This is a genomic window from Marilutibacter maris, from assembly GCF_003233695.1.
GTDB classification, from domain to species: domain Bacteria; phylum Pseudomonadota; class Gammaproteobacteria; order Xanthomonadales; family Xanthomonadaceae; genus Marilutibacter; species Marilutibacter maris.
This window is the reverse complement of the sequence record NZ_CP029843.1, coordinates 1,643,155-1,665,572: the sequence shown is the minus strand read 5'-3', so window position 1 is coordinate 1,665,572 and position 22,418 is coordinate 1,643,155. Positions and strand designations below refer to the sequence as shown.

Annotated in this window: 21 protein-coding genes and 1 tRNA gene; 1 reads left to right on the top strand and 21 read right to left on the bottom strand. The window is 69.9% G+C overall.

The features are described from left to right. The 10 genes from nuoG to tpiA all read right to left on the bottom strand — a co-directional run bounded on the left by nuoG (position 1) and on the right by tpiA (position 8,700). Positions 1-2,253: an NADH-quinone oxidoreductase subunit NuoG gene (gene nuoG, locus C9I47_RS07375; protein WP_111266166.1), complete on the bottom strand. Its 2,253-nt coding sequence runs from the start codon at positions 2,251-2,253 to the stop codon at positions 1-3. Next, a complete protein-coding gene (gene nuoF, locus C9I47_RS07370) occupies positions 2,250-3,605 on the bottom strand; it encodes an NADH-quinone oxidoreductase subunit NuoF (RefSeq protein ID WP_111266165.1) in 1,356 nt (451 codons plus the stop codon). Before nuoF ends, nuoG begins: the two co-directional genes overlap by 4 nt. A 10-nt stretch (positions 3,606-3,615) precedes the next feature. Then, on the bottom strand, positions 3,616-4,143 hold the full coding sequence (nuoE, locus tag C9I47_RS07365) for an NADH-quinone oxidoreductase subunit NuoE (RefSeq protein ID WP_111266164.1): 528 nt from the start codon (positions 4,141-4,143) through the stop codon (positions 3,616-3,618). 44 nt (positions 4,144-4,187) lie between these two features. Next, positions 4,188-5,474 (bottom strand): NADH-quinone oxidoreductase subunit D, encoded by a 1,287-nt coding sequence (locus C9I47_RS07360; RefSeq protein ID WP_111266163.1) that lies wholly within the window; start codon positions 5,472-5,474, stop codon positions 4,188-4,190. After that, positions 5,471-6,199 carry an NADH-quinone oxidoreductase subunit C gene (locus C9I47_RS07355; RefSeq protein WP_111266162.1) on the bottom strand — a complete coding sequence of 243 codons (729 nt, stop codon included), beginning with the start codon at positions 6,197-6,199 and terminating at the stop codon, positions 5,471-5,473. Before C9I47_RS07355 ends, C9I47_RS07360 begins: the two co-directional genes overlap by 4 nt. Continuing rightward, positions 6,196-6,780 (bottom strand): NuoB/complex I 20 kDa subunit family protein, encoded by a 585-nt coding sequence (locus C9I47_RS07350; RefSeq protein WP_111266161.1) that lies wholly within the window; start codon positions 6,778-6,780, stop codon positions 6,196-6,198. The genes C9I47_RS07355 and C9I47_RS07350 overlap by 4 nt, the downstream gene beginning before the upstream one ends. Further along, the gene (locus C9I47_RS07345; RefSeq protein WP_111266160.1) at positions 6,771-7,127 is read right to left on the bottom strand and encodes an NADH-quinone oxidoreductase subunit A; all 357 of its coding nucleotides are present in this window, start codon (positions 7,125-7,127) and stop codon (positions 6,771-6,773) included. The genes C9I47_RS07350 and C9I47_RS07345 overlap by 10 nt, the downstream gene beginning before the upstream one ends. Positions 7,128-7,236: 109 nt before the next feature. Next, a tRNA-Leu gene (locus C9I47_RS07340) sits at positions 7,237-7,321 on the bottom strand. Positions 7,322-7,439: 118 nt separating this feature from the next. After that, positions 7,440-7,895, bottom strand: a complete 456-nt coding sequence (gene secG / locus C9I47_RS07335; protein WP_111266159.1) for a preprotein translocase subunit SecG — start codon at positions 7,893-7,895, stop codon at positions 7,440-7,442. Positions 7,896-7,941: 46 nt separating this feature from the next. Beyond that, a complete protein-coding gene (gene tpiA, locus C9I47_RS07330; RefSeq protein ID WP_111266158.1) occupies positions 7,942-8,700 on the bottom strand; it encodes a triose-phosphate isomerase in 759 nt (252 codons plus the stop codon). A gap of 86 nt (positions 8,701-8,786) precedes the next feature. On the opposite strand from tpiA, the gene C9I47_RS07325 reads away from it, so the two are divergent. After that, a complete protein-coding gene (locus tag C9I47_RS07325) occupies positions 8,787-9,362 on the top strand; it encodes a DNA-deoxyinosine glycosylase (RefSeq protein ID WP_111266157.1) in 576 nt (191 codons plus the stop codon). Positions 9,363-9,631: 269 nt separating this feature from the next. Here the strand turns inward: C9I47_RS07325 and C9I47_RS07320 are convergent, their stop codons facing one another. The 11 genes from C9I47_RS07320 to prmB form a co-directional block, all read right to left on the bottom strand. After that, positions 9,632-10,585 (bottom strand): isopenicillin N synthase family dioxygenase, encoded by a 954-nt coding sequence (locus C9I47_RS07320; RefSeq protein WP_111266156.1) that lies wholly within the window; start codon positions 10,583-10,585, stop codon positions 9,632-9,634. 27 nt (positions 10,586-10,612) lie between these two features. After that, positions 10,613-11,962, bottom strand: coding sequence for a phosphoglucosamine mutase (gene glmM / locus C9I47_RS07315; protein WP_111266155.1), 1,350 nt, complete (start codon positions 11,960-11,962; stop codon positions 10,613-10,615). A 66-nt stretch (positions 11,963-12,028) separates the two neighbouring features. Continuing rightward, positions 12,029-12,916, bottom strand: coding sequence for an acetyl-CoA carboxylase, carboxyltransferase subunit beta (accD, locus tag C9I47_RS07310; RefSeq protein WP_111266154.1), 888 nt, complete (start codon positions 12,914-12,916; stop codon positions 12,029-12,031). A gap of 355 nt (positions 12,917-13,271) precedes the next feature. Beyond that, the gene (trpA, locus tag C9I47_RS17900; protein WP_223250320.1) at positions 13,272-14,075 is read right to left on the bottom strand and encodes a tryptophan synthase subunit alpha; all 804 of its coding nucleotides are present in this window, start codon (positions 14,073-14,075) and stop codon (positions 13,272-13,274) included. Continuing rightward, on the bottom strand, positions 14,072-15,286 hold the full coding sequence (gene trpB / locus C9I47_RS17895; protein WP_223250354.1) for a tryptophan synthase subunit beta: 1,215 nt from the start codon (positions 15,284-15,286) through the stop codon (positions 14,072-14,074). Before trpB ends, trpA begins: the two co-directional genes overlap by 4 nt. A 250-nt stretch (positions 15,287-15,536) precedes the next feature. After that, positions 15,537-16,232, bottom strand: coding sequence for a phosphoribosylanthranilate isomerase (locus tag C9I47_RS07300; RefSeq protein ID WP_111266153.1), 696 nt, complete (start codon positions 16,230-16,232; stop codon positions 15,537-15,539). A gap of 1 nt (position 16,233) precedes the next feature. Further along, positions 16,234-17,097, bottom strand: a complete 864-nt coding sequence (gene truA, locus C9I47_RS07295) for a tRNA pseudouridine(38-40) synthase TruA (protein ID WP_111266152.1) — start codon at positions 17,095-17,097, stop codon at positions 16,234-16,236. Between the two features lie 21 nt (positions 17,098-17,118). Beyond that, positions 17,119-18,954, bottom strand: coding sequence for a FimV/HubP family polar landmark protein (locus tag C9I47_RS07290; RefSeq protein WP_111266151.1), 1,836 nt, complete (start codon positions 18,952-18,954; stop codon positions 17,119-17,121). A gap of 166 nt (positions 18,955-19,120) precedes the next feature. Further along, positions 19,121-20,134: an aspartate-semialdehyde dehydrogenase gene (locus tag C9I47_RS07285; RefSeq protein ID WP_111266150.1), complete on the bottom strand. Its 1,014-nt coding sequence runs from the start codon at positions 20,132-20,134 to the stop codon at positions 19,121-19,123. A 145-nt stretch (positions 20,135-20,279) separates the two neighbouring features. Next, positions 20,280-21,398 (bottom strand): chorismate synthase, encoded by a 1,119-nt coding sequence (gene aroC, locus C9I47_RS07280; protein ID WP_111266149.1) that lies wholly within the window; start codon positions 21,396-21,398, stop codon positions 20,280-20,282. Positions 21,399-21,404: 6 nt separating this feature from the next. Beyond that, a complete protein-coding gene (gene prmB, locus C9I47_RS07275; RefSeq protein WP_111266148.1) occupies positions 21,405-22,376 on the bottom strand; it encodes a 50S ribosomal protein L3 N(5)-glutamine methyltransferase in 972 nt (323 codons plus the stop codon). Positions 22,377-22,418: the final 42 nt, after the last annotated feature.

Below are 22,418 nucleotides of genomic sequence, written 5' to 3'. Positions count from 1 at the left end.
TCAGGCCCTCCCCCCGTTGACGCGCCCCTGGCCCAGCGGCGCGGTGGCGCCATGGCCGGACTCGATCAGCACCGTGCCCGGCGCGATCCGCGCGTCCACGGTCACCGGCAGCGTCGCGGTACCCGTGGTGGTCGTGAACTTGCCCATCGCACCGTCCTGCAGGCCCAGGGTGGACGCGTCCTGGGGATTGAGGACGGCCGCCGGACCGGTGTTGAGCGGATGGGCCTGCAGCGCGCTGGCGCGGCGGACCACCGCGTCGCCGCGGTAGATGCCCGGCACGGCGACGATCTCCAGCCCATCCGAAGCCAGGTAGGGCGCCAGACCGGCGACCGGCGCGACGTCGCGCGCTACCCCTTCCGAGCGCAGCCCGGCCAGGTCGGTGAAGTCGAAACCGGCCGCCTGCAACGCACCGCCGAGGGCGCGCAGCACGCGCCAGCCGGCACGCGCCTCGCCCGGCAACTTGCCGGCGGCCTGGGCCGTCTGCTCGCGACCGTCGAGGTTGGTCAGGGTCGCCTCGACCTCCGGCAGCGCGCCGATCGGCAGGATCACGTCGGCGACCGCGCGGGTCGACGCGCAGGCGAAATGGCTGAACGCCACCACCTGGGCCGAGGCCAGCGCCTTATTGGCGTTGCCGGCAGAGGCGAAATCCAGGCCCGGCTCGATGCCGTAGATCAGGTAGGCCGCACGCGGCTCGGCCAGCATCGTGCGCGCGTCCCGCGAGGTCGGCAGCACGCCAGCGTCGGCCAGGCCGACCGCGTTGGCGCCCTGCGGGATGCGGCACAGCTTCGCGCCGGTCGCCTCGCACAGCTCGCGCGCGGCGCGGCGGATGGCCGCGGCATGCAGACCGTTCTCGGCGATGCCGCCGACGATCACCGCGGCGTGGCTGGCGCCGTCCAGTGCCCTGGCCAGCTCGCCGTTCGCGATCGCCGCGTCCATGGCCGACGGCGCGACGATCTGGCGGCTGGCCAGGTCGAACGCGAAATCGAAGTCGGCCGGATTGACCACGTGCACCCGGGCGCCGTTGCGCCAGGCCTTGCGCACGCGCTGGTGCAGCAGCGGCAGCTCGTGGCGGAGATTGGAGCCGATGATGACGATCGCGTCGGCCGAATCGAAATCGGCGACCGGCATGTCGAAGGTCGCAGCCACCGCGGCATCGGTCAGATCGCTCTGGGCGATGCGATGGTCGATGTTGCCGGTACCCAGCGAGGATGCCAGGCGCGCCAGCAGCGCGCCCTCCTCGTTCGAGGTGGCCGGATGCGCCAGGATGCCGAGGTCGTCGCCGGCGTTGTCGCGCAGGATCGCCGCCGCGCGCGCCAGCGCCTCGTCCCACGACGCCTCGCGCCAACCGTCCTCGCCACTGCCGTCGCGGATCATCGGCACGGTGGCGCGATCGGCCGCGTACAGGCCCTGGTGCGAGTAGCGGTCGCGGTCGGACAACCAGCACTCGTTGACCGCGTCGTTGTCGCGCGGCACCGCGCGCAGCACTTCGCCGCGGCGCACGTGCAGGTACAGGTTGCTGCCCATCGCATCGTGGTAGCCCAGCGACTCGCGCGCGGTCAGCTCCCACGGACGCGCCTTGAACTGGAACACCTTGTTGGTCAGCGCGCCGACCGGACAGACATCGATGACGTTGCCGGACAGCTCGGTGGTCAGCGGCTTGCCGTCGAAGGTGCCGATCTGCAGGTTCTCGCCGCGGTTCATGCCGCCCAGCTCGTAGGTACCGGCGATCTCGGCGGTGAAGCGCACGCAGCGGGTGCACTGGATGCAGCGGGTCATCTCGGTCGCGACCAGCGGACCGATGTCCTCGTCCGGGACCACGCGCTTGCGCTCGACGAAGCGGCTGACCGAGCGGCCGTAGCCCATCGACAGGTCCTGCAGCTCGCACTCGCCGCCCTGGTCGCAGATCGGGCAGTCCAGCGGGTGGTTGACCAGCAGGAACTCCATCACGTTGCGCTGCGACTTGAGCGCCTTCTCGCTGCGGGTGAACACCTTCATGCCATCGGCGACCGGGGTCGCGCAGGCCGGCAACGGCTTGGCAGAGGCGCGACCGCCCATCTCCGCGTCGACCAGGCACATGCGGCAGTTGGCCGCGATCGACAGCTTGTCGTGATAGCAGAAGCGCGGGATCGGAATGCCGGCCTTGTCGGCGGCCTGGATGATCATCGAGCCCTTCGGCGCATGCATCTCGACGCCGTCGATCTCGATGGTCACATGATCGGGCGGCACGTTCGGGTTGGCGGGTTGCGCGCTCATGCGGCCTCCTCCACCTTGCCCGCGGCCTGGTCGTCGACCAGGAAGCGCTTGTTCACGATCGCGTACTCGAATTCGTTCCAGAAGTGGCGCAGGAAGCCCTGCACCGGCCACGCGGCGGCCTCGCCGAACGCGCAGATGGTGTGGCCCTCGATCTGGCCGGCGGCCGAGCGCAGCATCTGCAGGTCCTCGAGCGTGGCCTGCTTCTCGACGATGCGGGTCAGCATGCGGTACATCCAGCCGGTGCCCTCGCGGCACGGCGTGCACTGGCCGCAGCTTTCCTTGAAGTAGAAGCGCGCGATGCGCTGGCAGGCGCGCACCATGCAGGCGCTGTCGTCCATCACGATGACCGCGCCCGAACCCAGGCCGGAGCCGGCCTTCTGGATCGAGTCGTAGTCCATGGTCAGGCCGAGCATCACCTCGCCCGGCAGCACCGGCATCGACGAGCCGCCCGGAATCACCGCCTTGATGGTGCGGCCCGGACGCATGCCGCCGGCCAGCTCCAGCAGATCGGCGAACGGCGTGCCGAGGCGGATCTCGTAGTTGCCGGGACGGGCGACGTGGCCGGACACCGAGAACACCTTGGCGCCGCCGTTGTTCGGCTTGCCCAGGTTGAGGAACCACTCCGGACCGTTGCGCACGATCGCCGGCACCGATGCGTAGGTTTCGGTGTTGTTGATCGTGGTCGGCTTGCCGAACAGGCCGAAGTTGGCCGGGAATGGCGGCTTGAAACGCGGCTGGCCCTTCTTGCCCTCCAGCGACTCCATCAGCGCGGTTTCCTCGCCGCAGATGTAGGCGCCGGCGCCGAGCGCGCCGTGGATGTCGATATCGACGCCGCTGCCGAGCACGTCCTTGCCCAGCCAGCCGTGCTCGTAGGCTTCCTTCAGGGCCTGTTCGAAGTGCTCGAACGGCTCATGATGGAACTCGCCGCGCAGGTAGTTGTAGGCGACGGTGGAGCCGGTCGCGTAGCAGGCGATCGCCATGCCCTCGACCACCGCGTGCGGGTTGTAGCGCAGGATGTCGCGATCCTTGGCGGTGCCCGGCTCGGACTCGTCCGAATTGCACAGGATGTACTTCTGGGTCTCGCTGCCCTTGGGCATGAAGCTCCACTTCAGGCCGGTCGGAAAGCCCGCGCCGCCGCGGCCGCGCAGGCCCGACTGCTTGACCATCTCGATCACGTCGGCCGGCGGAATCTTCTCGCTCAGGATCTTGCGCAGCGCCGCGTAACCACCGGTCTTGAGGTAGTTCTCGTACGACCACGGGGTGTCGTAGTGCAAGGTCGTGTAGACGACGCTGTGCTCCTGCGGGGCCGATCCGACCGGGCCGTAACCCTTGGAATAGTCGTGGTGCGCCATCGCGTCCGCCTTACTCCAGTCCGTCCAGCAGCTCGTCGACCTTCGCGGCGTCGAGCTTTTCGTGGTAGTGGCCGTTGATCACGACCACCGGGGCGCCGCAGCACGCGGCCAGGCATTCTTCCTCGCGCTTGAGGAAGACGCGGCCGTCGGCGGTCGATTCGCCCAGCTTGCAGCCAAGCTTGCCCTCGGCGTGCCGGACCAGGTCCTCGGCGCCGTTGAGCCAGCAGCTGATGTTGGTGCAGAAGGCGACGTTGTTGCGGCCCACCTTCTGGGTCTCGAACATCGAATAGAACGATGCGACCTCATAGGCCCACACCGGCGGAATGTCCAGGTACCTGGCGACCGCGGCGATCAGCTCGTCGCTGAGCCAGCCATCGTTCTGCTCCTGCGCCGCATGCAGCCCCTGCAGCACGGCAGAGCGCTTGCGGTCCGGCGGGAACTTGGCCAGCCAGTGGTCGATATGGGCCCGGGTCTTGTCGGACAACGCGACCATCGGGTCGACGTTGCGGCAGGCCTCGAAATTTCCGGTCGCCTTCATTCGTTCAAATCCTCAGCGGCCGCCATGCGCCCTCGATGGGCGCATCAGCGGTCGATCTCGCCGAACACGATGTCGTAGGTGCCGATCATCGCCACCACGTCGGCCAGCATGTGGCCCTTGACGATCTCGTCCATCGACGAGAGGTGGGCGAAGCCCGGCGCGCGCAACTTGACGCGGAACGGCTTGTTGGCGCCGTCGGACACCAGGTAGCAGCCGAACTCGCCCTTGGGCGCCTCGACCGCGGCATAGGTCTCCCCGGCCGGCACGCAATAGCCTTCCGAGAACAGCTTGAAGTGGTGAATCAGCGCTTCCATGTCGTCCTTCATGCCTTCGCGCTTGGGCGGAGCGACCTTGAAGTTGTCGACGATCACGGGGCCGGGGTTGGCCTTGAGCCACTTCACGCACTGCTTGATGATGCGGGTGGACTCGCGCATCTCGGCGACGCGGACCAGGTAGCGGTCGTAGCAGTCGCCATTGACGCCGACCGGGATGTCGAAGTCGACATCCGCGTACTTGGCGTAGGGCTGCTTCTTGCGCAGGTCCCAGGCGATGCCGGAACCGCGGATCATCGGACCGGTCATGCCCCAGGCCAGCGCCTGCTCGGGCGAGACCACGCCGACGCCGACGGTGCGCTGCTTCCAGATGCGGTTGTCGGTCAGCAGGGTCTCGTACTCGTCGACGCGCTTGGGGAAGTCGTCGGCGAACGCGTCCAGGTAGTCCAGCAGCGAACCTTCGCGCCACTCGTTGAAACGCTTGAGCTTGCCGCCCTTGCGCCACGGCGACTCCTTGTAGCGCGGCATCTGCGCCGGCAGGTCGCGGTAGACGCCGCCGGGGCGGTAGTAGGCCGCGTGCATGCGCGCGCCGGAGACCGCTTCATAGCAGTCCATCAGCTCCTCGCGCTCGCGGAACGCGTACAGGAACACCGCCATCGCGCCCAGGTCGAGCGCGTTGGAGCCGATCCACATCAGGTGGTTCAGGACGCGGGTGACTTCGTCGAACAGGGTGCGGATGTATTGCGCGCGCTCGGGCGCCTCGATTCCCAGCAGGGTCTCGATCGCGCGCACGTAGGCGTGCTCGTTGCACATCATCGACACGTAGTCGAGGCGATCCATGTAGCCGATCGACTGGTTGAACGGCTTGGATTCGGCCAGCTTCTCGGTGCCGCGATGAAGCAGGCCGACGTGCGGGTCGGCACGCTGCACGACTTCGCCGTCCATCTCCAGGATCAGGCGCAGCACACCGTGCGCGGCCGGATGCTGGGGACCGAAGTTCAACGTGTAGTTGCGGATCTCGGCGCCACGGCCGAGTCCGGAGGTGTTGGACGCGCTCACTTGCTGGCCTCCACGCGCTGGGCGGCCTCGCCCTTGGCGGTCTGGTAACGCGCATCGTCGCGGATCACGCGCGGCACGCCCACGCGCGGGTCGATCGAGACCGGCTCGTAGACCACGCGCTTGCGCTCGGCGTCGTAGCGGACCTCGACGTTGCCGATCAGCGGAAAATCCTTGCGGAACGGATGGCCGACGAAGCCGTAGTCGGTCAGGATCCGGCGCAGGTCCGGGTGCCCCTCGAAGACGATGCCGTACATGTCGAACGCCTCGCGCTCGAACCAGTTGGCGCCCGGCCACACCGGGGTCAGCGAGGCGACCACCGGCAGGTCGTCGTTGTCGGCGAAGGTGCGCAGGCGCACCCGCAGGTTGTGCTGGACCGACAGCAGGTGGGCGACCGCGGCGAAGCGGCGCTCCGGTGCGGCGGCGGCGCCGTTGGGCTGCTCGCCCCAGACGAAGCGGCCGGCACTCTTGCCGTCGACGCCGCGGGAAAAGCCTTCCGAGGACACGTCGGTATCCCACTCGTCGCTGCCGTAGCTCAGGTAGTCGACACCGCTGACGTCGACCAGCTGCTCGAAGCCGAACTCGTCACGCAGCGCGACCGCGGCGGCGAACCAGGCGTCGGCGGCGACATCGAGGGTGAGCTCACCGCGCGGCTCGGCGATGTCGACGACGGCCTCGACGAAACGCGCGCGCAGTCGCCCGGCGAGTTCGTGATGGTTCGCGCTCATGCCGCCGCGTCCTCGCGACCGGCGCCGATCAGCGGATTCTGGCCACTGCGACGGATCTTCTTCTGCAACTGCAGGATGCCGTAGACCAGGGCCTCGGCGGTCGGCGGACAGCCCGGCACATAGACATCGACCGGCACCACGCGGTCGCAGCCGCGGACCACGGCGTAGGAATAGTGGTAGTAGCCGCCGCCGTTGGCGCAGCTGCCCATCGAGATCACCCACTTGGGGTCGGGCATCTGGTCATAGACCTTGCGCAGCGCCGGGGCCATCTTGTTGACCAGGGTGCCGGCGACGATCATCACGTCGGACTGGCGCGGCGACGGGCGGAACACGACGCCGTAGCGGTCGAGGTCCAGGCGCGCGGCGCCGGCGTGCATCATCTCGACCGCGCAGCAGGCCAGGCCGAAGGTCATCGGCCACATCGAGCCGGTACGGGCCCAGTTCCACAGCGCGTCGAGACTGGTGGTGACGTAACCCTGCTGCATCACCGGGTTGTCGGCCTCCGGGCGCAGGATGTCGTCCAGCCGCCCTTCCGGCAGCGGGTTGTTCATCAGCCCCGCGATGGTCTGGCTCACTCCCATTCCAGGGCTCCCTTCTTCCACACGTAGACGAAGCCGAGCAGCAACATGCCGGCGAACAGGCCCATCTCGATCAGGCCGACGATGCCCAGCTCACGGAATACCGTGGCCCACGGCACGATGAAGATGATTTCCAGATCGAAGATGATGAACTGGATGGCGATGAGGTAGTAGCGCACATCGAACTGCATGCGCGCGTCCTCGAAGGCCTCGAAGCCACATTCGTAGGGGGAGAGTTTCTCCGCGCTCGGACGCTTGGGTCCGAGGACATTGCCCACGATGAGCAGGGCGACGCCAATACCGCTGGCGACGATCAGGAACAGCAGGGTCGGCAGGTATTCGGCCAGCACGTGTGTTCTCTCGGCTATGGCCACGCAAGCGCGGCTTGGCTCGGCGCCGCAGCGCCACCGGGCCCTCCCCGGTCACGCTTGGCGCGATCTGCGGGAAGGCTCGAATGTATGGTGCCCAAGGGGGGACTCGAACCCCCACGACTCTCGTCGCTACCACCTCAAGGTAGTGCGTCTACCAATTCCGCCACCTGGGCAAATTCCGTCTTCCTGACGTTGTGGCAACCGTGCGTACCGACCGACTGCCGCTGCGATTATGACCGATCGCCGCCCCGCCTTCCTGGCCGGGCGTCAAACTCGTGTTGCGGGACCGCCTCAGTTGCCTTCGACCGGCGCCTGGACCGCTTCTTCCGGCTGCGGTGCCGGCGAAGCCTCGGCCGGCGCCTCGGCAGCCGGGACCTCGACCTGCTCGCCGGCCGCGCTGGACGGCGCTTCCGGGATCGACGGCGCAGCGGCCGGCACGGCGGCGTCGTCGGCCTGCGGCGCCGCCGGAACTTCCGTCATCAGTCCCAGGTCGCCGTCGGGGGCGTCCGCCTGACGGGCGCCATGGGTGGCCTGCCAGGCCATGAAGAAGGTGATCACGAAAAAGACCACGGCGAGCCACTTGGTCGCCTTGGTCAGGAAACTGGCCGAACCGCGCGCGCCGAACACGGTCGCCGAGGCGCCGCCGCCGAAACCGGAGCCGGCCTGGGCGCCCGCGCCGCGCTGCATCAGGATGAGCGCGATCATCGCGATCGCGACCAACACGAAGATGACATTGAGGATCAGCATCGGTTCAAGAACTCTTCAATCGTCCATGGGGCCGGACAGTGCCCGATCACCCGCGAGACGCCGCCGCAGCAGCGATGGCGTTGAAATCCGAAGCCACCAGCGAGGCGCCTCCGACCAGACCGCCATCCACGTCGGGCTGGGCAAACAGCTCGGCCGCGTTGTCGGCTTTCACGCTGCCGCCGTAAAGGATGGGCAGCGAGCCCGCAATTGTAGCATCGTGTCCGGAGATTTCGCTACGGATGAATGCGTGGACCTGCTGGGCCTGTTCCGGGCTGGCGGTCCTGCCGGTGCCGATCGCCCAGACCGGCTCGTAGGCCACCACCGCGCCGTCGAACACCCCGGCCCCGCCCAGCTCGAACAACGGCGCCAACTGCTCCTGGATGCGCCACTGGGTCCGGTCGCCTTCGCGCTCCTCCAGGCTCTCGCCGACGCACAGCACCGGCACCAGCCCGGCCGCCTTGGCAGCGAGGAACTTGCGCGCCACCAGGGTGCTGCTCTCGCCGTGGTACTGGCGTCGCTCGGAGTGGCCAACCAGGCCGTAGCGGGCACCGACGTCGACCAGCATCGCGGCCGACACCTCACCGGTATAGGCGCCCTTCTCGTTCGAGCTCACGTCCTGGGCGCCGAATGCCAGACCCTTGTCGCCATAGGCCTGGACCAGGCCGTGCAGATACGGCATCGGCGGCATGATCACCCGCTCCACGCCTTCCGGCGCCGCCACCGCGGACACCGCATCGAGCAGCTCCGCCGCGAACCGGCTATCGCCGTGCAGCTTCCAGTTTCCGGCAACGATTCTGCGACGCATGTACGGATTTCCCTGGCAGGAGATGGGTCGTTCGAGGCGCGGCATTCTAACGCAGGGGCGCGAAAATGCACGGCTAGACTGTCCGGATGAGGCGCACTTCCCACCAATCGGCCGTTGCCGCACAGCGTCTGCGCGGCCTGGCACCGATCGTCGGCGCGAACGCCCGGGTGCTGGTGCTGGGCAGCATGCCCGGCGTCGCATCGCTGGATGCGGGCCGCTACTACGCGCACGCGCGCAACCATTTCTGGCCGTTCATGGGCGAGCTGGTCGGCGCCTCGCCCGAACTCCCCTACCCCGAGCGATCCGCCCGCCTCGCCGCCGCCGGGATCGCCCTGTGGGACGTGATCGCCAGCTGCCGGCGCCAGGGCAGCCTGGACAGCGCGATACGCGACGCCGAGGCCAACGACTTCCCGGCCTTCCTCGCCCATCACACTTCGATCGGCTCGCTGCTGTTCAACGGCGCCGCCGCCGAGGCCGCCTTCATGCGCCAGGTCGAGCCGGCGCTGGCCCGCCTGGGCCTCTCGGACGGCCTGCGCTACTGCAGGTTGCCCTCGACCAGCCCCGCCAACGCGGCCCAGCCGCGAGCGGCCAAGCTGGCCGCCTGGCGCGCCGCGCTGAATGAAGCGGGGATCGCCTGCGACGGCCCCTCTTCTCTCCCGTAGAAACGGCACGAGCCGCGATCCGGTTCGAGAGGAAAGCCCATCGCGGCTCACGCCGCTCCTACGGCCAGGAGGCGATGCCGATGCCCCAACCCCCTGAGTCAGGGAGCGGTTCGCATCGCAGATGCGAATGGGGGTGTGGAGGCGCAACGGCGGGGCCCAGGGTTTGCGAAGCAAGCTTTGGGGATTCCCGGGCGCAGCCTGGGAATCGCGGCCTACGCCGCTCCTACGGTGGCCGAGCCGCCGCGCCACGGCGGCGGTTTGAACCGCGCCTACTTCAGCTTGATCTCGCGCAAGCGCTCGTCCAGATAGCCCTGGGCGGTGATCGCCTGCGGATACCGGCTCGGGTTGTCCGGACTGACGCAACCCGGCAGCACGTCGATCAGGAAATCCGGATTCGGGTGCAGGAAGAACGGCGTCGAGTAGCGCGGCTGGCGCGCGGTCTCGCCCTTGGGATTGACCACCCGGTGGGTGGTCGACGGGTACACGTGGTTGGTCAGGCGCTGCAGCATGTCGCCGATGTTGACCACGATGGTGTCCGCGTCGGCGGTGAACGGCACCCATTCGCCCTTGCGCGACAGCACTTCCAGGCCCTCGGCGCTGGCGCCGACCAGCAGGGTGATCAGGTTGATGTCCTCGTGGGCGCCGGCGCGCACGTTGGGAATGTCGTCGGCGGTGATCGGCGGATAGTGGATCGGCCGCAGGATCGAATTGCCGCTGTCGGTCTTGTCGCGGAACCAGTCCTCCGGCAGCTCGATGTGCAGGGCCAGCGCCGACAGCACCGAGCTGCCGAGCCGGTCCAGCGCCTGGTACAGCCCGTAGGCGTGTTCGCGGAAACCCTCGATCTCGGTCGGCCACAGGTTCGGCGGCATCACCTCGCGGTAGCCGGAGTCGTCGGCGATCTCGCGACCGACGTGCCAGAACTCCTTGAGGTCGTGGTGCTTGGAGTCCTTGGCGGTCTCGACCCCGAACGGGGTGTAGCCACGGGCACCGCCGGAACCGGGCACGTGGTACTTCATCTTCACCGCCTCGGGCAGGTCGAAGAACTGGCGGAACACCTCGTAGGCGCCGCCGATCCGGTCGTCGCCGATGCCGTGGCCGCGGATGCCGGCGAAGCCCCACTCACGATAGGCGGCGCCCAGTTCGGAGACGAAAGCGTCACGGTCGGCGGGCGACGCCGGGTCGGTGAAGCGACGGATGTCGAGGGTCGGAATCTGCGGACTCATAGAATCGGAACACTCCATGTGGGGTCTTCAGGCCGCCGCCTGGCGGACTGCTTCGGAAAGGGCGTCGAGGGTGGTCTGCATCAGCTCGGGAGAGTCGGCCTCGACCGTCACCCGCACCACCGGCTCGGTGCCGGAGGGTCGCAGGAACGCGCGCCCGTGGCCGGCCACCGCGGCCTGGGCCTCGGCCAGCGCGGCCTTGACCGAGGCGGCCTCGACCGGCTGACCGTTGCCGGCCTCGTAGCGGACGTTGACGGTCTTCTGCGGCACCTTGTCCAGGCCACCCAGCGCCTCGCCGAGCTTCAGCCCGCGACGCTTGAGCACTTCCAGCGCCTGCAGCGCGCTGATGATGCCGTCGCCGGTGCTGGTCCGGTCCAGGCACAGCAGGTGCCCCGAGGTCTCGCCGCCGAGTATGCCGCCGTGCGCGATCAGTTGCTGGTGCACGTAACGGTCGCCGACCTTGGCGCGGATGAAGCCGATGCCGCCGCGATCGAACGCTTGTTCGAGGCCGAAATTGGTCATCAGGGTGCCGACCACCGGCCCCTGCAGGCGCCCGCTCTGGCGCCAGTCGGTGGCCAGCAGGAACAGCAGATCGTCGCCGTCGCGCACCTGGCCGCTCTCGTCGACCAGCAGCACGCGGTCGCCGTCGCCGTCGAAGGCGATGCCCAGGTCCGCGCCGCGCGCCCTGACCTCGGCGGCCAGCGCCTGCGGATGGGTCGAGCCGACGCCGTCGTTGATGTTGGTGCCATTGGGGTCCACGCCGATGGTGTCGACACGGGCACCGAGCTCGCGCAGCACCAGCGGACCGATCTGATAGGTCGCGCCGTGGGCGCAATCCATCACGATGCGCATGCCCTTGAGATCGAAGCCTCGCGGCACCGAGTTCTTGCAGGCCTCGACGTAGCGGCCGACCGCGTCGCGGGTGCGCACGGCCTTGCCCAGCGCATCGGAATCGACGGTGCGGAACGGCTGGTCCAGCGCGGCCTCGATCGCCAGCTCGGTGGCGTCGTCGAGCTTCTCGCCGCTGGCGGAGAAGAACTTGATGCCGTTGTCGTGATGCGGGTTGTGCGAGGCGGAGATGACGATGCCGCCGTCGGCGCGCAGCGAGCGGGTCAGATGGGCGACCGCCGGGGTCGGCATCGGCCCCATCAGCTGCACGTCGACGCCGGCGGCGACCAGTCCGGCCTCCAGCGCGGCCTCGAACATGTAGTTGGAGATGCGGGTGTCCTTGCCGATCACCACCAGCGGCTTGTGTCCGCTGCTGGCGGCGGCCAGCACGTGACCGTAGGCGTTGCCCAGGCGCAGCATGAAGTCGGCCGAGATCGGGCCCTGGCCGACCCGGCCGCGGATGCCATCGGTACCGAAATACTTGCGGGTCATTGGATATCCATCTTCCGGAACGGGCGCCCGCGGCACGGGCGCGACTGCATCGATGCGGAGCCGGCTTCAGGCGGCCTCGACATCGTCCTCCGGCGCCGGCTGCTTCTGCAGCAGGGCCAGCAACTGGGCCAGGCGATCGCGCAGCTCGCGGCGGTCGCAGATCTGGTCCAGCGCGCCGTGTTCGAGCAGGAACTCCGAACGCTGGAAGCCCTCCGGCAGGGTCTCGCGCACGGTCTGTTCGATCACCCGCGGGCCGGCGAACCCGATCAACGCCTTGGGCTCGGCGATGTTGATGTCGCCCAGCATCGCGAACGAGGCGGTGGCGCCGCCGAAGGTCGGATGGGTCAGCACCGAGATGAACGGCAACCCCTTCGCACGCAGGCGCGCCAGCGCCGCCGAGGTCTTGGCCATCTGCAGCAGCGAGAACAGGCTCTCCTGCATGCGCATGCCCCCGCAGGCCGAGAAGCACACCAGCGGCGCACCGATTTCCAGCGCGTGCTCGGCGGCCAGGGCGAACTTCTCTCCGCTGACCGAGCCCATCGAGCCGCCCATGAACGCGAAATCCATCGCGCAGGCGACCAGCGGCCTGGATTTCATGGTGCCCGACATCGCGACCAGCGAGTCGCGCTCGCCGGTCGAGCGCTGCGCGGCCTTGATCCGGTCGGCGTACTTCTTCTGGTCCTTGAACTTGAGCACATCGGTCGGACCCAGCCCGGTCGCGAGCTCGGTCGTGCTGCCGGCGTCGAACAGGGCATTGAGACGGGCCCGTGCCCGGATGTTCATGTGGTGGCCGCACTTCGGGCAGACCTCGAGGTTCTCCTCGAGCTCGGGCCGGTACAGGACCGCGCCGCACTGGTCGCACTTCTCCCAGAGCCCCTCCGGCACGCTGCGCCGCTTGGCGCTGCCGGATTCGGTGCGGATGCCGGACGGCATGAGTTTCTTGAGCCAGGACATACGTTGAGTCTTTCCCGTTCAGCCATTGGGAGGTCGAGGCGGACCCCGACCGAGCGGGTCAGTTTACTGTAGGAGCGGCACAGGCCGCGATTGGGCTTGCGGAACGGCGGTCGCCGCTCCCATGGCGTCGATCGACCGTCGATGGGCCTCAGCCCCCCGGAGTCGGGGGGCGATTCGCGCGCCGGGCGAATTGGAGGGGCACGCACCTGCTGTCGTAGGAGCGGCGTAAGCCGCGAGGGCCGTCCCATGAAGGCCGCATCGCCGCTCACGCCGCTCCTGTGGCATCGATGGCCCTTCTCTGCCCTCTGCCCGACAGACTCTACCCCGGGGGGGCGCGCAGCCCGGGGATCGTGGCTCACACCTGGCCTGTGCGGTCCAGCGCCTCGCGCAATGGTGCAAGGAAGGCCCGGGCCGCGGCCGCCGGATCGACGGCATCCGCCAACGCCGCGACCAGCGCGCTGCCGACAACCACGCCATCGGCCTCCTTCGCCATCGCCGCCGCGCTGGCCGCATCCTTGATCCCGAAGCCCGCCACCACCGGGACCCGGCTGCGGGCCCGGATCGTGTGCAGTCGGTCGTTGGCGGCACCGGCATCCAGACGGTCGGCGCCGGTCACCCCGGCGTAGCTGACGTAGTACAGGTAGCCCTGCCCTTCGTCGCACAGCTGGCCGATACGGGCCGGCGAGGTCGTCGGCGAGGCCAGCAGGACCAGGGCCAGATCGTGCGCGTCGAAGCCGGCGCGGAAATCGGCGGCCTCCTCCGGTGGCAGGTCGACCAGCAGCGCGCCGTCGACCCCGGCCGCGGTCGCGGCGGCGGCGAAGGCCTCCGCGCCGCGGATCTCGACCGGATTCAGGTAGCCCATCAACACCACCGGCGTGTCCGCATCGCGCTCGCGGAACCCGCGCACCGCCTCCAGCACCCAGGACAGGCCGGCACCACGCGCGATCGCGCGTTCGGAACTGCGCTGGATGGTCGGTCCGTCGGCCATCGGGTCGGAAAACGGCACCCCGAGTTCGATCACGTCGGCACCGGCCTCGACCAGCGCGTGCATGACCGGCACGGTCGCCTCCAGCGAAGGATCGCCGGCGGTCACGAACGGCACCAGGGCCTTGCGGCCGGAGGCGGCGAGGGCCTGGAACTTGCGGTCGATGCGGTTCACAGCGAGATGCCCTCCCGAGCGGCGATGGTATGCACATCCTTGTCGCCGCGGCCGGACAGGTTGCACAGCACCAGGGCGTCCTCCGGCAGGTCGCGGGCGAGCTTGATCGCCTGCGCGATCGCATGGCTGGACTCCAGCGCCGGCAGGATGCCCTCGCTGCGGGTCAGCCGGTGGAACGCCGCCAGCGCCTCTTCGTCGGTCACCCCGACATACTCGGCGCGCCCGGTCTCCTTCAGGAAGGCGTGCTCGGGACCGACGCCGGGATAGTCGAGCCCGGCCGACACCGAGTGGGTCTCGGTGATCTGGCCGTCGTCGTCGCACAGCACGTAGGTGCGGTTGCCGTGCAGCACGCCGGGGCGCCCGGCGGCAAGCGAGGCGGCATGACGCGGGGTGTCGATGCCGTCGCCGGCGGCCTCGGCGCCGACGATGCGCACGCCCGGATCGTTGAGGAAGGCATGGAACACGCCGATCGCATTGCTGCCGCCGCCGACGCAGGCGGTGACCGCGTCCGGCAGGCGCCCGTACTCGGCCAGCATCTGCGCGCGCGCCTCGCGGCCGACCACGGCATTGAAATCGCGCACCATCCGCGGATACGGGTCGGGGCCGGCGACGGTGCCGATGATGTAGAAGGTGTCGCCGACGTTGGTGACCCAGTCGCGCATCGCCTCGTTGAGGGCGTCCTTCAGCGTCGCCGAACCGCTGGACACCGGCACCACCCTGGCGCCGAGCAGGCGCATCCGGTAGACGTTGATCTTCTGCCGTTCGATGTCGGTCGCGCCCATGTAGACCACGCACTCCAGCCCCAGCCGCGCGGCCACCGTCGCCGAGGCGACGCCGTGCTGGCCGGCGCCGGTCTCGGCGATGATCCGGGTCTTGCCCATGCGGCTGGCCAGCAACGCCTGGCCGATGGTGTTGTTGATCTTGTGCGCGCCGGTGTGGTTCAGGTCCTCGCGCTTGAGCAGGATGCGCGCGCCGCCGACCTCGCGACTGAGCCGCTCGGCGAAGTAGATCGGACTGGGCCGGCCGACATAGTGGGCCAGGTCGCGCTCGAAGGCGGCGATGAACTCGGGGTCGGTACGGGCCTGGTCGTAGGCCTCGGCCAACTCCTGCAGCGGACCGATCAGGGTCTCGGCGACGAAGCGGCCGCCGAAACGGCCGAAATGGCCGTTCGCGTCGGGGTAGAGGTTGTAGTCGATCGAAGCGCTGTCGATTGGACCCGAAGCGCTGGCCGCGCCCTGCGCGGCATGGGGGTCGGGAGTTACCACGGGAATTCTCCGGTGCCATGAAACGGCCGCGAACCGTGTCGCGGCGAGGGATGCGAAGGCCGGCGGGCGGCCGCGTCGAGCGCGGTTATCTGACCGCGGCCGCGGGCACGCGTCGCCAGCGGCGAAGCGAACGGCCAAACGGAGCGGGCGGACGACGAGGTTTCATGGCGCCTCCTATCCTACACGTCCGGCGCAGCTAGCTGCGCGGCGCGCCATCGCCATCGGCGCATCGGACCGCCTCGACGAAGGCACGCATCCGCGCCGCGTCCTTCAGCCCGGGCGACTGCTCGATGCCGCTGGAGACATCGACTCCCCAGGGCCTCGCGGTGGCAATCGCGCGGGCGACGTTGCCGGCGTCGAGCCCACCGGCCAGCAGGAACGGGCGCTCCAGCGTGTCCGGCAATCGGGTCCAGTCGAAGCGTTGGCCACCGCCTCCGGGCTCGCCCGCGGCATGGCCGTCGAACAGGAAGGCCGCGGCATGCGGGAAACTCCCCAGGCCGGCCAGCGCGCGGTCGGGGTCGCCGCCCATCGCGATCGCCTTCCAGAACGGCAGCCCGAAGCCTGCGCAGAACGCGTCGGGCTCGGCGCCGTGGAATTGCAGCAGGTCGGGGCGGACCGTCTCGACGACAGCACCGACCTCGGCGGCGCTGGCGTCCATCAGCAGCGCGACGGTGGCGATCCGGTCCGGAATCCGTGCGCGCAGCGCCGCGCCGGTCATCGGGTCCAGCCGGCGCGGACTGCGCGCGGCGAACACCAGGCCGATGAAGTCGACCCCCAGCGCGACCGCCAGATCCACGTCCTCCGGCCGGGTCAGGCCACAGAACTTGATCCGGGTCGCGCGTGCGCGTGGTTCACGGTCCTTGGGATCGCGTTCCACGGAACCCTGGCCCATCTCAGTCGTCCTCCGGCGCCGCCGGGCCCGGCGCCGGACCGCTGAGGGTCACTTCCGCCGGCAGCCCGCAATCGGCCGGATACAGCGGTCGCAGGAACATCAACCCGTTCGGCGGCGCGGTCGGCCCGGCGACGGTACGGTCGCGCCCGGCCAGCAGCTCGGCGATCCAGCCCTCGGGCTTCTCGCCGCGCCCGACCACCAGCAGGCTGCCGACGATGTTGCGGACCTGGTGATGCAGGAACGCATTGGCCTGTACCTCGACATCGACGATCTCGCCGTCGCGGCGCACGCTGATCTCGTGCAGGTTGCGACGCGCATGCGGCGCCTGGCAGTGGACGGTGCGAAACGCGGAAAAGTCGTTCTCGCCCAGCAACGCCTGGGCGGCGCGGTGCATGGCGTCCGCGTCCAGCGGTCGCCGTTCCCAACTCAGGTACTCGCGCATCAGCGCCGGGCGCACCGGCCGGTTGACCAGACGATAGCGGTAGCGGCGCGCGCGCGCCGAAAAGCGGGCATGGAAGTCCGCCGCCACCGGCACGCACCAGCGCACGCAGACCTCCGGCGGCAGCCGGGTGGTGGTGCCGAGGACCCAGCCGCGGGGCTCGCGCCGTACCGGCGCGTCGAAATGGATCACCTGGGCGCGGGCGTGGACCCCGGCGTCGGTGCGGCCGGCGCAGACCGTCGCCACCGGCTGCCCGGCAACGAAGCCCAACGCCTGCTCGACGACCTCCTGCACGGTGCGCTCCGGACGCGCGCCCTCCTCGCCCGCGCGGGTCAGGCGCTGCCAGCCGGAGAACGCCGAACCGTCGTACTCGATCGCCAGCGCCAACCGTTCGACCGCGGACGGCGCCGGTGCCTGCTCATCCACGACGGCGATACCGCGACCGGATCATTCCAGTTCGCGCAGCATCTGCATCGCCTGCTGACGCGCGGCCAGGTCGCCGTGCAGGCGCACCTCGGCCAGCAACTGGCGGGCACTGTCGCGATCGCCCAGGGCGATGTAGGCGCGGGCCAGCTCCAGGCGTTCGTTGCCGCCGCCATTGCCGGCGGTCGCATCCGCCATCACCGGCGAGGGCTCGTCCTCCGCCTCTTGCTCTTGGGCACCGTGCCAGGCGGGCGCCCCGGCGCCGGCATCGGCGGCCGGTTCCGGTCCGGCGGTCGCGGCGGCCGGCGCCGGGACCACCGCGGCGGCTTCGGAGCCGGTCGCGGTCGCCTCGTCGTCAGCGGCGGTCGGCGCCGCCACGGCAGCGCCCGCGGCGCCCGCCGCGAACGCGTCGGCAACCGACGATCGGCGCTCGCCATGGGACTCGTCGGGGGCACGGAACACCGGCTTGGCATTGCGCTGCCGCAACGCCCAGCCGCCGGCCAGCGCGGCCAGCAACAGGCCGAAGCCGCCGAACAGCCACGGCATCGCGGTCCCCTGCCCGGCGTCCTGTGGAGCGGCAGTGGCGGACTGGGTGGCCAGGCGCTGCTGCACCTCGGCCAGCTCGCTGTCCTTCAGTTCCAGCAGCTTCTGCTGCTGTTGCTGCAGCTTCTCCAGCTCGGCGATCCTGGCCTTCATCTCGCCCAGTTCGGCCTCGCGGGCCGCCAGGGTTTCCTGCGCCTGCTGCATGTCCTGTCGAAGCATGTTCCCCTCGCCTCCGGCGCTGATACCGGACTGGTTGCCGGGTGTGTTGCCGGCCTGGTTCGCATCGCTCGCGCCCGGCGGCACGATCTCCAGCCGTGCGTCGGCCACCGCGGCCTGCTGCGCCTGGCCCGAGGCAGGCGCCGGCACGCCGACCCGGCCCGCATCGGCCGGCTGCGGCACGGTCGCGACCGGTTGCCGCCACTGACGGGTCTGCTCGCGGACCAGTTCGTCGGCCTCGGCGCGCTCGAACCCGGCCATCGCCTCGGCATCGGGAATCCGCAGCACCGCGCCTGACTTGACCTGGTGGATGTTGCCGCCGATGAAGGCTTCCGGGTTGGCCTGCAGCAAGGCCACCATGCGCTGGTTGAGGCTGAGCCCGCGGGCACCATCGATGCGGCTGGCGATGTGCGACAACGTGTCGCCGCTGCTCACCTGGTAGCTGTCGCCGTCGATCCGGCGCACCGGACGCGCCACCGCGGCCGGACGCGGCTGCGCGGGGGCGGTCGCCACCGGAGGCGGCTCGGGCGTCGGTTCGGTCGGCGGCGCTGTCGGCACCGTGGTCCCGGCATCCCCGGCCGCCACCGCATCGGCCGCGGCCTCGTCGGACACCGCCGGCTCGCGCACGATCTGGTTCGACGGCGCGACGGTCGGCGCCTCGATCGGAGGCTGTGCCGCGGCCGACACCGTGCGCGGCGCATCCAGCAGCGCCGAGTACTCGCGCACCAGCCGCCCCTGCCCCCAGTCGACCTCGATCAGGAAGGTCAGCGCGGCCTGGTCGACCGGCTGCGCGCTGGTGACCCGCACCACCGGGTTGCCGGCGTTGTCGAGGCCGACCATGAAGCGCAGGTTCGACACCACGCCCTGCGGCGGCTCCAGACCGACGCGGGCAAAGGTCTCCGGCGAGGCCAGTCGCGCCTGCAGGCGCTCCAGCTCGGCCGGGTCGTTGGAGATGATCGGGATTTCGGCCAGCAACGGCTGGTCCAGACGCGATCGCACCACGATCTCGCCCAGACCCAATGCCGACGCCGAACTGCTGGCCACCACCAGCGCGAGCGCCAATGCACTACGTGCCAACGCACAACGCGCGAACTGCTTCACAAGAGCACCTGTTTCGTCTCCCCCAGATTGCCGACTCTAGCCGGCGCGGCGTGCACGGCGCAACGCGTGACGGCGATCGCCCTGCAACCACGCCCGGCCAGCGAGGCGGGAGCGAAGGCCCCCGCCCCGAGCGACATCGATGCCGATATCCGGACCGGCTCGCGGCTCACTCCGCCGCGACCAGCTCGGCCAGCTGCACCGCGTTCAAGGCCGCGCCCTTGCGGATGTTGTCGGACACGATCCACAGATTGAGCCCGCGCGGATGCGACAGATCCTCGCGGATGCGGCCGACATAGACCGCGTCGTTGCCCGAGGCGTGGGTGACCGGGGTCGGATAGCCGCCGGGCTTGCGCTCATCGACGATCTCGATGCCCGGCGAGGCGGCCAGCAGCGCGCGCGCCTCGTCCGGCGTGACCGGGGTCGCGGTCTCGATCGCGACCGCCTCGGAGTGACCGTAGAACACCGGCACCCGCACCGCGGTCGGGTTCACCATGATCGAGTCGTCGCCGAGGATCTTGCGGGTCTCCCAGACCATCTTCATCTCTTCCTTGGTGAAACCGTTGTCCTGGAAGTCGTCGATGTGCGGGATCAGGTTGAACGCGATCTGGACCGGGAAGCGCTCGGGCTCGGGATCGCGGAAGTTCAGCAGCGCGCCGGTCTGGCGACCGAGCTCCTCCATCGCCGCACGGCCACCGCCGGACACCGACTGATAGGTGGCGACGTTGATGCGCTCGATCCTGTACTTGCGGTGGATCGGCGCCAACGCGACCAGCATCTGCATGGTCGAGCAGTTCGGGTTGGCGATGATGCCGCGCGGACGGTCGGCGATCGCCTCGGGATTGACCTCCGACACCACCAGCGGCACATCGTCGTCGTAACGGAAGGCCGAGGAGTTGTCGATCACCACCGCGCCGGCGGCGGCGAACTTCGGCGCGTACTCCTTGGACACGCTGCCACCGGCGGAGAACAGCGCGATGTCGACGCCGGCTGGATCGAACGCGGCCAGGTCCTGGACGATGTATTCCTCGCCGCGGTATTCGATGGTGCCGCCGGCCGAGCGCTCGCTGGCGAGCACGTGCAGGGTGCCGATCGGGAAGCGGCGCTCGGCGAGGATCGCCAGCATGGTCTCGCCGACCGCACCGGTGGCGCCGACGACGGCTACGTTGAAGGTCTTGCTCATGATTCTGGATTCCTTGGGGTCTGGGGCGCCGCGCAGGTCTGGGTCGCGCGCCCGGATGGATCGGCGTCGGGCCCTGTTCGCTCAACGCGGCTCAGCCGGAACGGCGCTGCCCGGGCCCAGCGGGGGCGCGCCTGACGACTGGCCGCTATCGTTTTTTCGAGCCCTCGGCGGGTTCGCCGGGAATACGCGGCGGCACCTCGCCGACATCGCCGCACTGGGCGCGGTGGACCAGGGCCTGGTCCATCAGCACCAGCGCCACCATCGCCTCGCAGATCGGAGTCGCACGGATGCCCACGCAGGGGTCGTGGCGACCGGTGGTGACCACCTCGACGACATCGCCATGCACGTCCAGCCCCTCGACCGGCAGGCGCAGGCTCGAGGTCGGCTTGAACGCGACCGAGCAGCGCACCGGCTGGCCGGTGCTGATGCCGCCGAGCACGCCGCCGGCATGGTTGGACTGGAAACCGTCCGCATGCATCACGTCGCGATGCTCGCTGCCGGACTGGGCGACCGAGGCGAAGCCGTCGCCGACCTCCACGCCCTTGACCGCGTTGATGCTCATCAGCGCCGCCGCCAACGCGCCGTCGAGCTTGCCGTAGATCGGCGCGCCCCAGCCCGGCGGCACCCCTTCGGCGATCACGTCCACGCGCGCGCCGACCGAGTCGCCGGACTTGCGCAGCGCGTCCATGTAGGCCTCCAGCGCCGGCACCTGCTCGGCGTGCGGCCAGAAGAACGGGTTGTCCTCGACCACCGACAGGTCGAAGCCTTCCGGCACGATCGCGCCCAGCTGCGACAGCCAGCCCTGGATGCGCACGCCGTGGCGCTCGGCCAGCCACTTCTTGGCGATCACGCCGGCGGCCACCCGCATCGTGGTCTCGCGCGCCGAGGAGCGGCCGCCGCCGCGCGGATCGCGCACGCCGTACTTCTGCCAGTAGGCATAGTCGGCATGGCCGGGGCGGAACTGCGCGGCGATCCGGCTGTAGTCCTTGCTGCGGGCGTCGGTGTTGCGGATCAGCAGGGCCACCGGGGTGCCGGTGGTGACGCCCTCGTAGACCCCGGACAGGATCTCGACCTCGTCGCTCTCGCGTCGCGCCGAGGTGTGGCGGGTGCGCCCGGTCGCGCGCCGCTCCAGGTCCTGGCGGAAATCCTCCGGCGCGATCGCGATGCCCGGCGGCAGCCCGTCGACCACGCAGCCGATCGCCGGCCCGTGGCTCTCGCCGAAGGTGGTGACGCGTAGCAGCCGGCCGAAGCTGTTGTCGGACATCGCCGGTCAGCCGCGCGCGTCGGCGAGTTCGCGGATCCGGTCCCGGTGCTCGACCAGGTCCTGGCGCTCGACCACGAAGATGCCCATCTGCCCGACCTTGAACTCGACCCAGGCCATCGGCAGCTCCGGCAGCAGCTCGACCAGGGCGCGCTCGGCCTCGCCGACCTCGCAGATCAGCAGGCCGTGCTCGCTCAGGTGCGCGGGCGCGTCGCGCATGATCCGCAGCGCCAGGTCGAGACCGTCGTCGCCGGCGCGCAGGCCCAGCTCGGGCTCGTGCGCGTACTCCTGCGGCAGCGCATCGGTCTCGTCGTCGGTCACATAGGGCGGATTGGTGACGATCAGGTCGTAGACCTCGCCGTCGAGCGCGGAGAACAGGTCGGACTTGCGGAAGGCGACGTTGTCGGCGTGCAGCCGCGCCTTGTTCTCGGCCGCCAGCGACAGCGCATCGTCGCTGATGTCGATGCCGTGCACCTCCCAATCGGGATGGTAGTGCCCGGTCGCGATCGCGATGCAGCCCGAGCCGGTGCACAGATCGAGCGCGCGCCGGACCTCGCGGCCGCCGAGCCAGGGCTCGAAGCCGGCCTCGATCAGCTCGGCGATCGGGGAGCGCGGCACCAGCGCGCGCGGGTCGGACTTGAAGCTCAGGCCGGCGAACCAGGCCTCGCCGGTCAGGTAGGCGGCGGGAACGCGCTCGCGGATGCGGCGCCCGAACAGCGCCAGCACCTTCGCCTTCTCCGCGGTGGTGACCCGCGACTGGCCGTAGACCGGGCTGAGGTCGTGCGGCATGTGCAGCGCGTGCAGCACCAGCTGGGTCGCCTCGTCGAGTGCGTTGTCGTAGCTGTGGCCGAAGGTCAGCCCGGCCTCGGCGAACAGGCTGCCGCCATGGCGGATCAGGTCGACGATCGTCAGTTGCTCGAACGTCGCCGACTCGGGGCTGGCGCTCAGGGGACCGTCGCTGGGGGGCGGGCTCACGGGCATGTTCACGGCGGGTCGGGGGATGGCCGGCGATTATAGCCGCCG

Coding starts and splice junctions, on each gene's coding strand:
- C9I47_RS07355 (WP_111266162.1), bottom strand. CDS start 6,199: ATGAGCGCGAACCATCACGAACTCGCCGGGCGACTGCGCGCGCGTTTC.
- nuoG (WP_111266166.1), bottom strand. CDS start 2,253: ATGAGCGCGCAACCCGCCAACCCGAACGTGCCGCCCGATCATGTGACC.
- aroC (WP_111266149.1), bottom strand. CDS start 21,398: ATGTCCGACAACAGCTTCGGCCGGCTGCTACGCGTCACCACCTTCGGC.
- nuoE (WP_111266164.1), bottom strand. CDS start 4,143: ATGAAGGCGACCGGAAATTTCGAGGCCTGCCGCAACGTCGACCCGATG.
- C9I47_RS07300 (WP_111266153.1), bottom strand. CDS start 16,232: ATGGGCCAGGGTTCCGTGGAACGCGATCCCAAGGACCGTGAACCACGC.
- tpiA (WP_111266158.1), bottom strand. CDS start 8,700: ATGCGTCGCAGAATCGTTGCCGGAAACTGGAAGCTGCACGGCGATAGC.
- prmB (WP_111266148.1), bottom strand. CDS start 22,376: ATGCCCGTGAGCCCGCCCCCCAGCGACGGTCCCCTGAGCGCCAGCCCC.
- C9I47_RS07320 (WP_111266156.1), bottom strand. CDS start 10,585: ATGAGTCCGCAGATTCCGACCCTCGACATCCGTCGCTTCACCGACCCG.
- C9I47_RS07285 (WP_111266150.1), bottom strand. CDS start 20,134: ATGAGCAAGACCTTCAACGTAGCCGTCGTCGGCGCCACCGGTGCGGTC.
- glmM (WP_111266155.1), bottom strand. CDS start 11,962: ATGACCCGCAAGTATTTCGGTACCGATGGCATCCGCGGCCGGGTCGGC.
- secG (WP_111266159.1), bottom strand. CDS start 7,895: ATGCTGATCCTCAATGTCATCTTCGTGTTGGTCGCGATCGCGATGATC.
- accD (WP_111266154.1), bottom strand. CDS start 12,916: ATGTCCTGGCTCAAGAAACTCATGCCGTCCGGCATCCGCACCGAATCC.
- C9I47_RS07350 (WP_111266161.1), bottom strand. CDS start 6,780: ATGGGAGTGAGCCAGACCATCGCGGGGCTGATGAACAACCCGCTGCCG.
- nuoF (WP_111266165.1), bottom strand. CDS start 3,605: ATGGCGCACCACGACTATTCCAAGGGTTACGGCCCGGTCGGATCGGCC.
- C9I47_RS07325 (WP_111266157.1), top strand. CDS start 8,787: ATGAGGCGCACTTCCCACCAATCGGCCGTTGCCGCACAGCGTCTGCGC.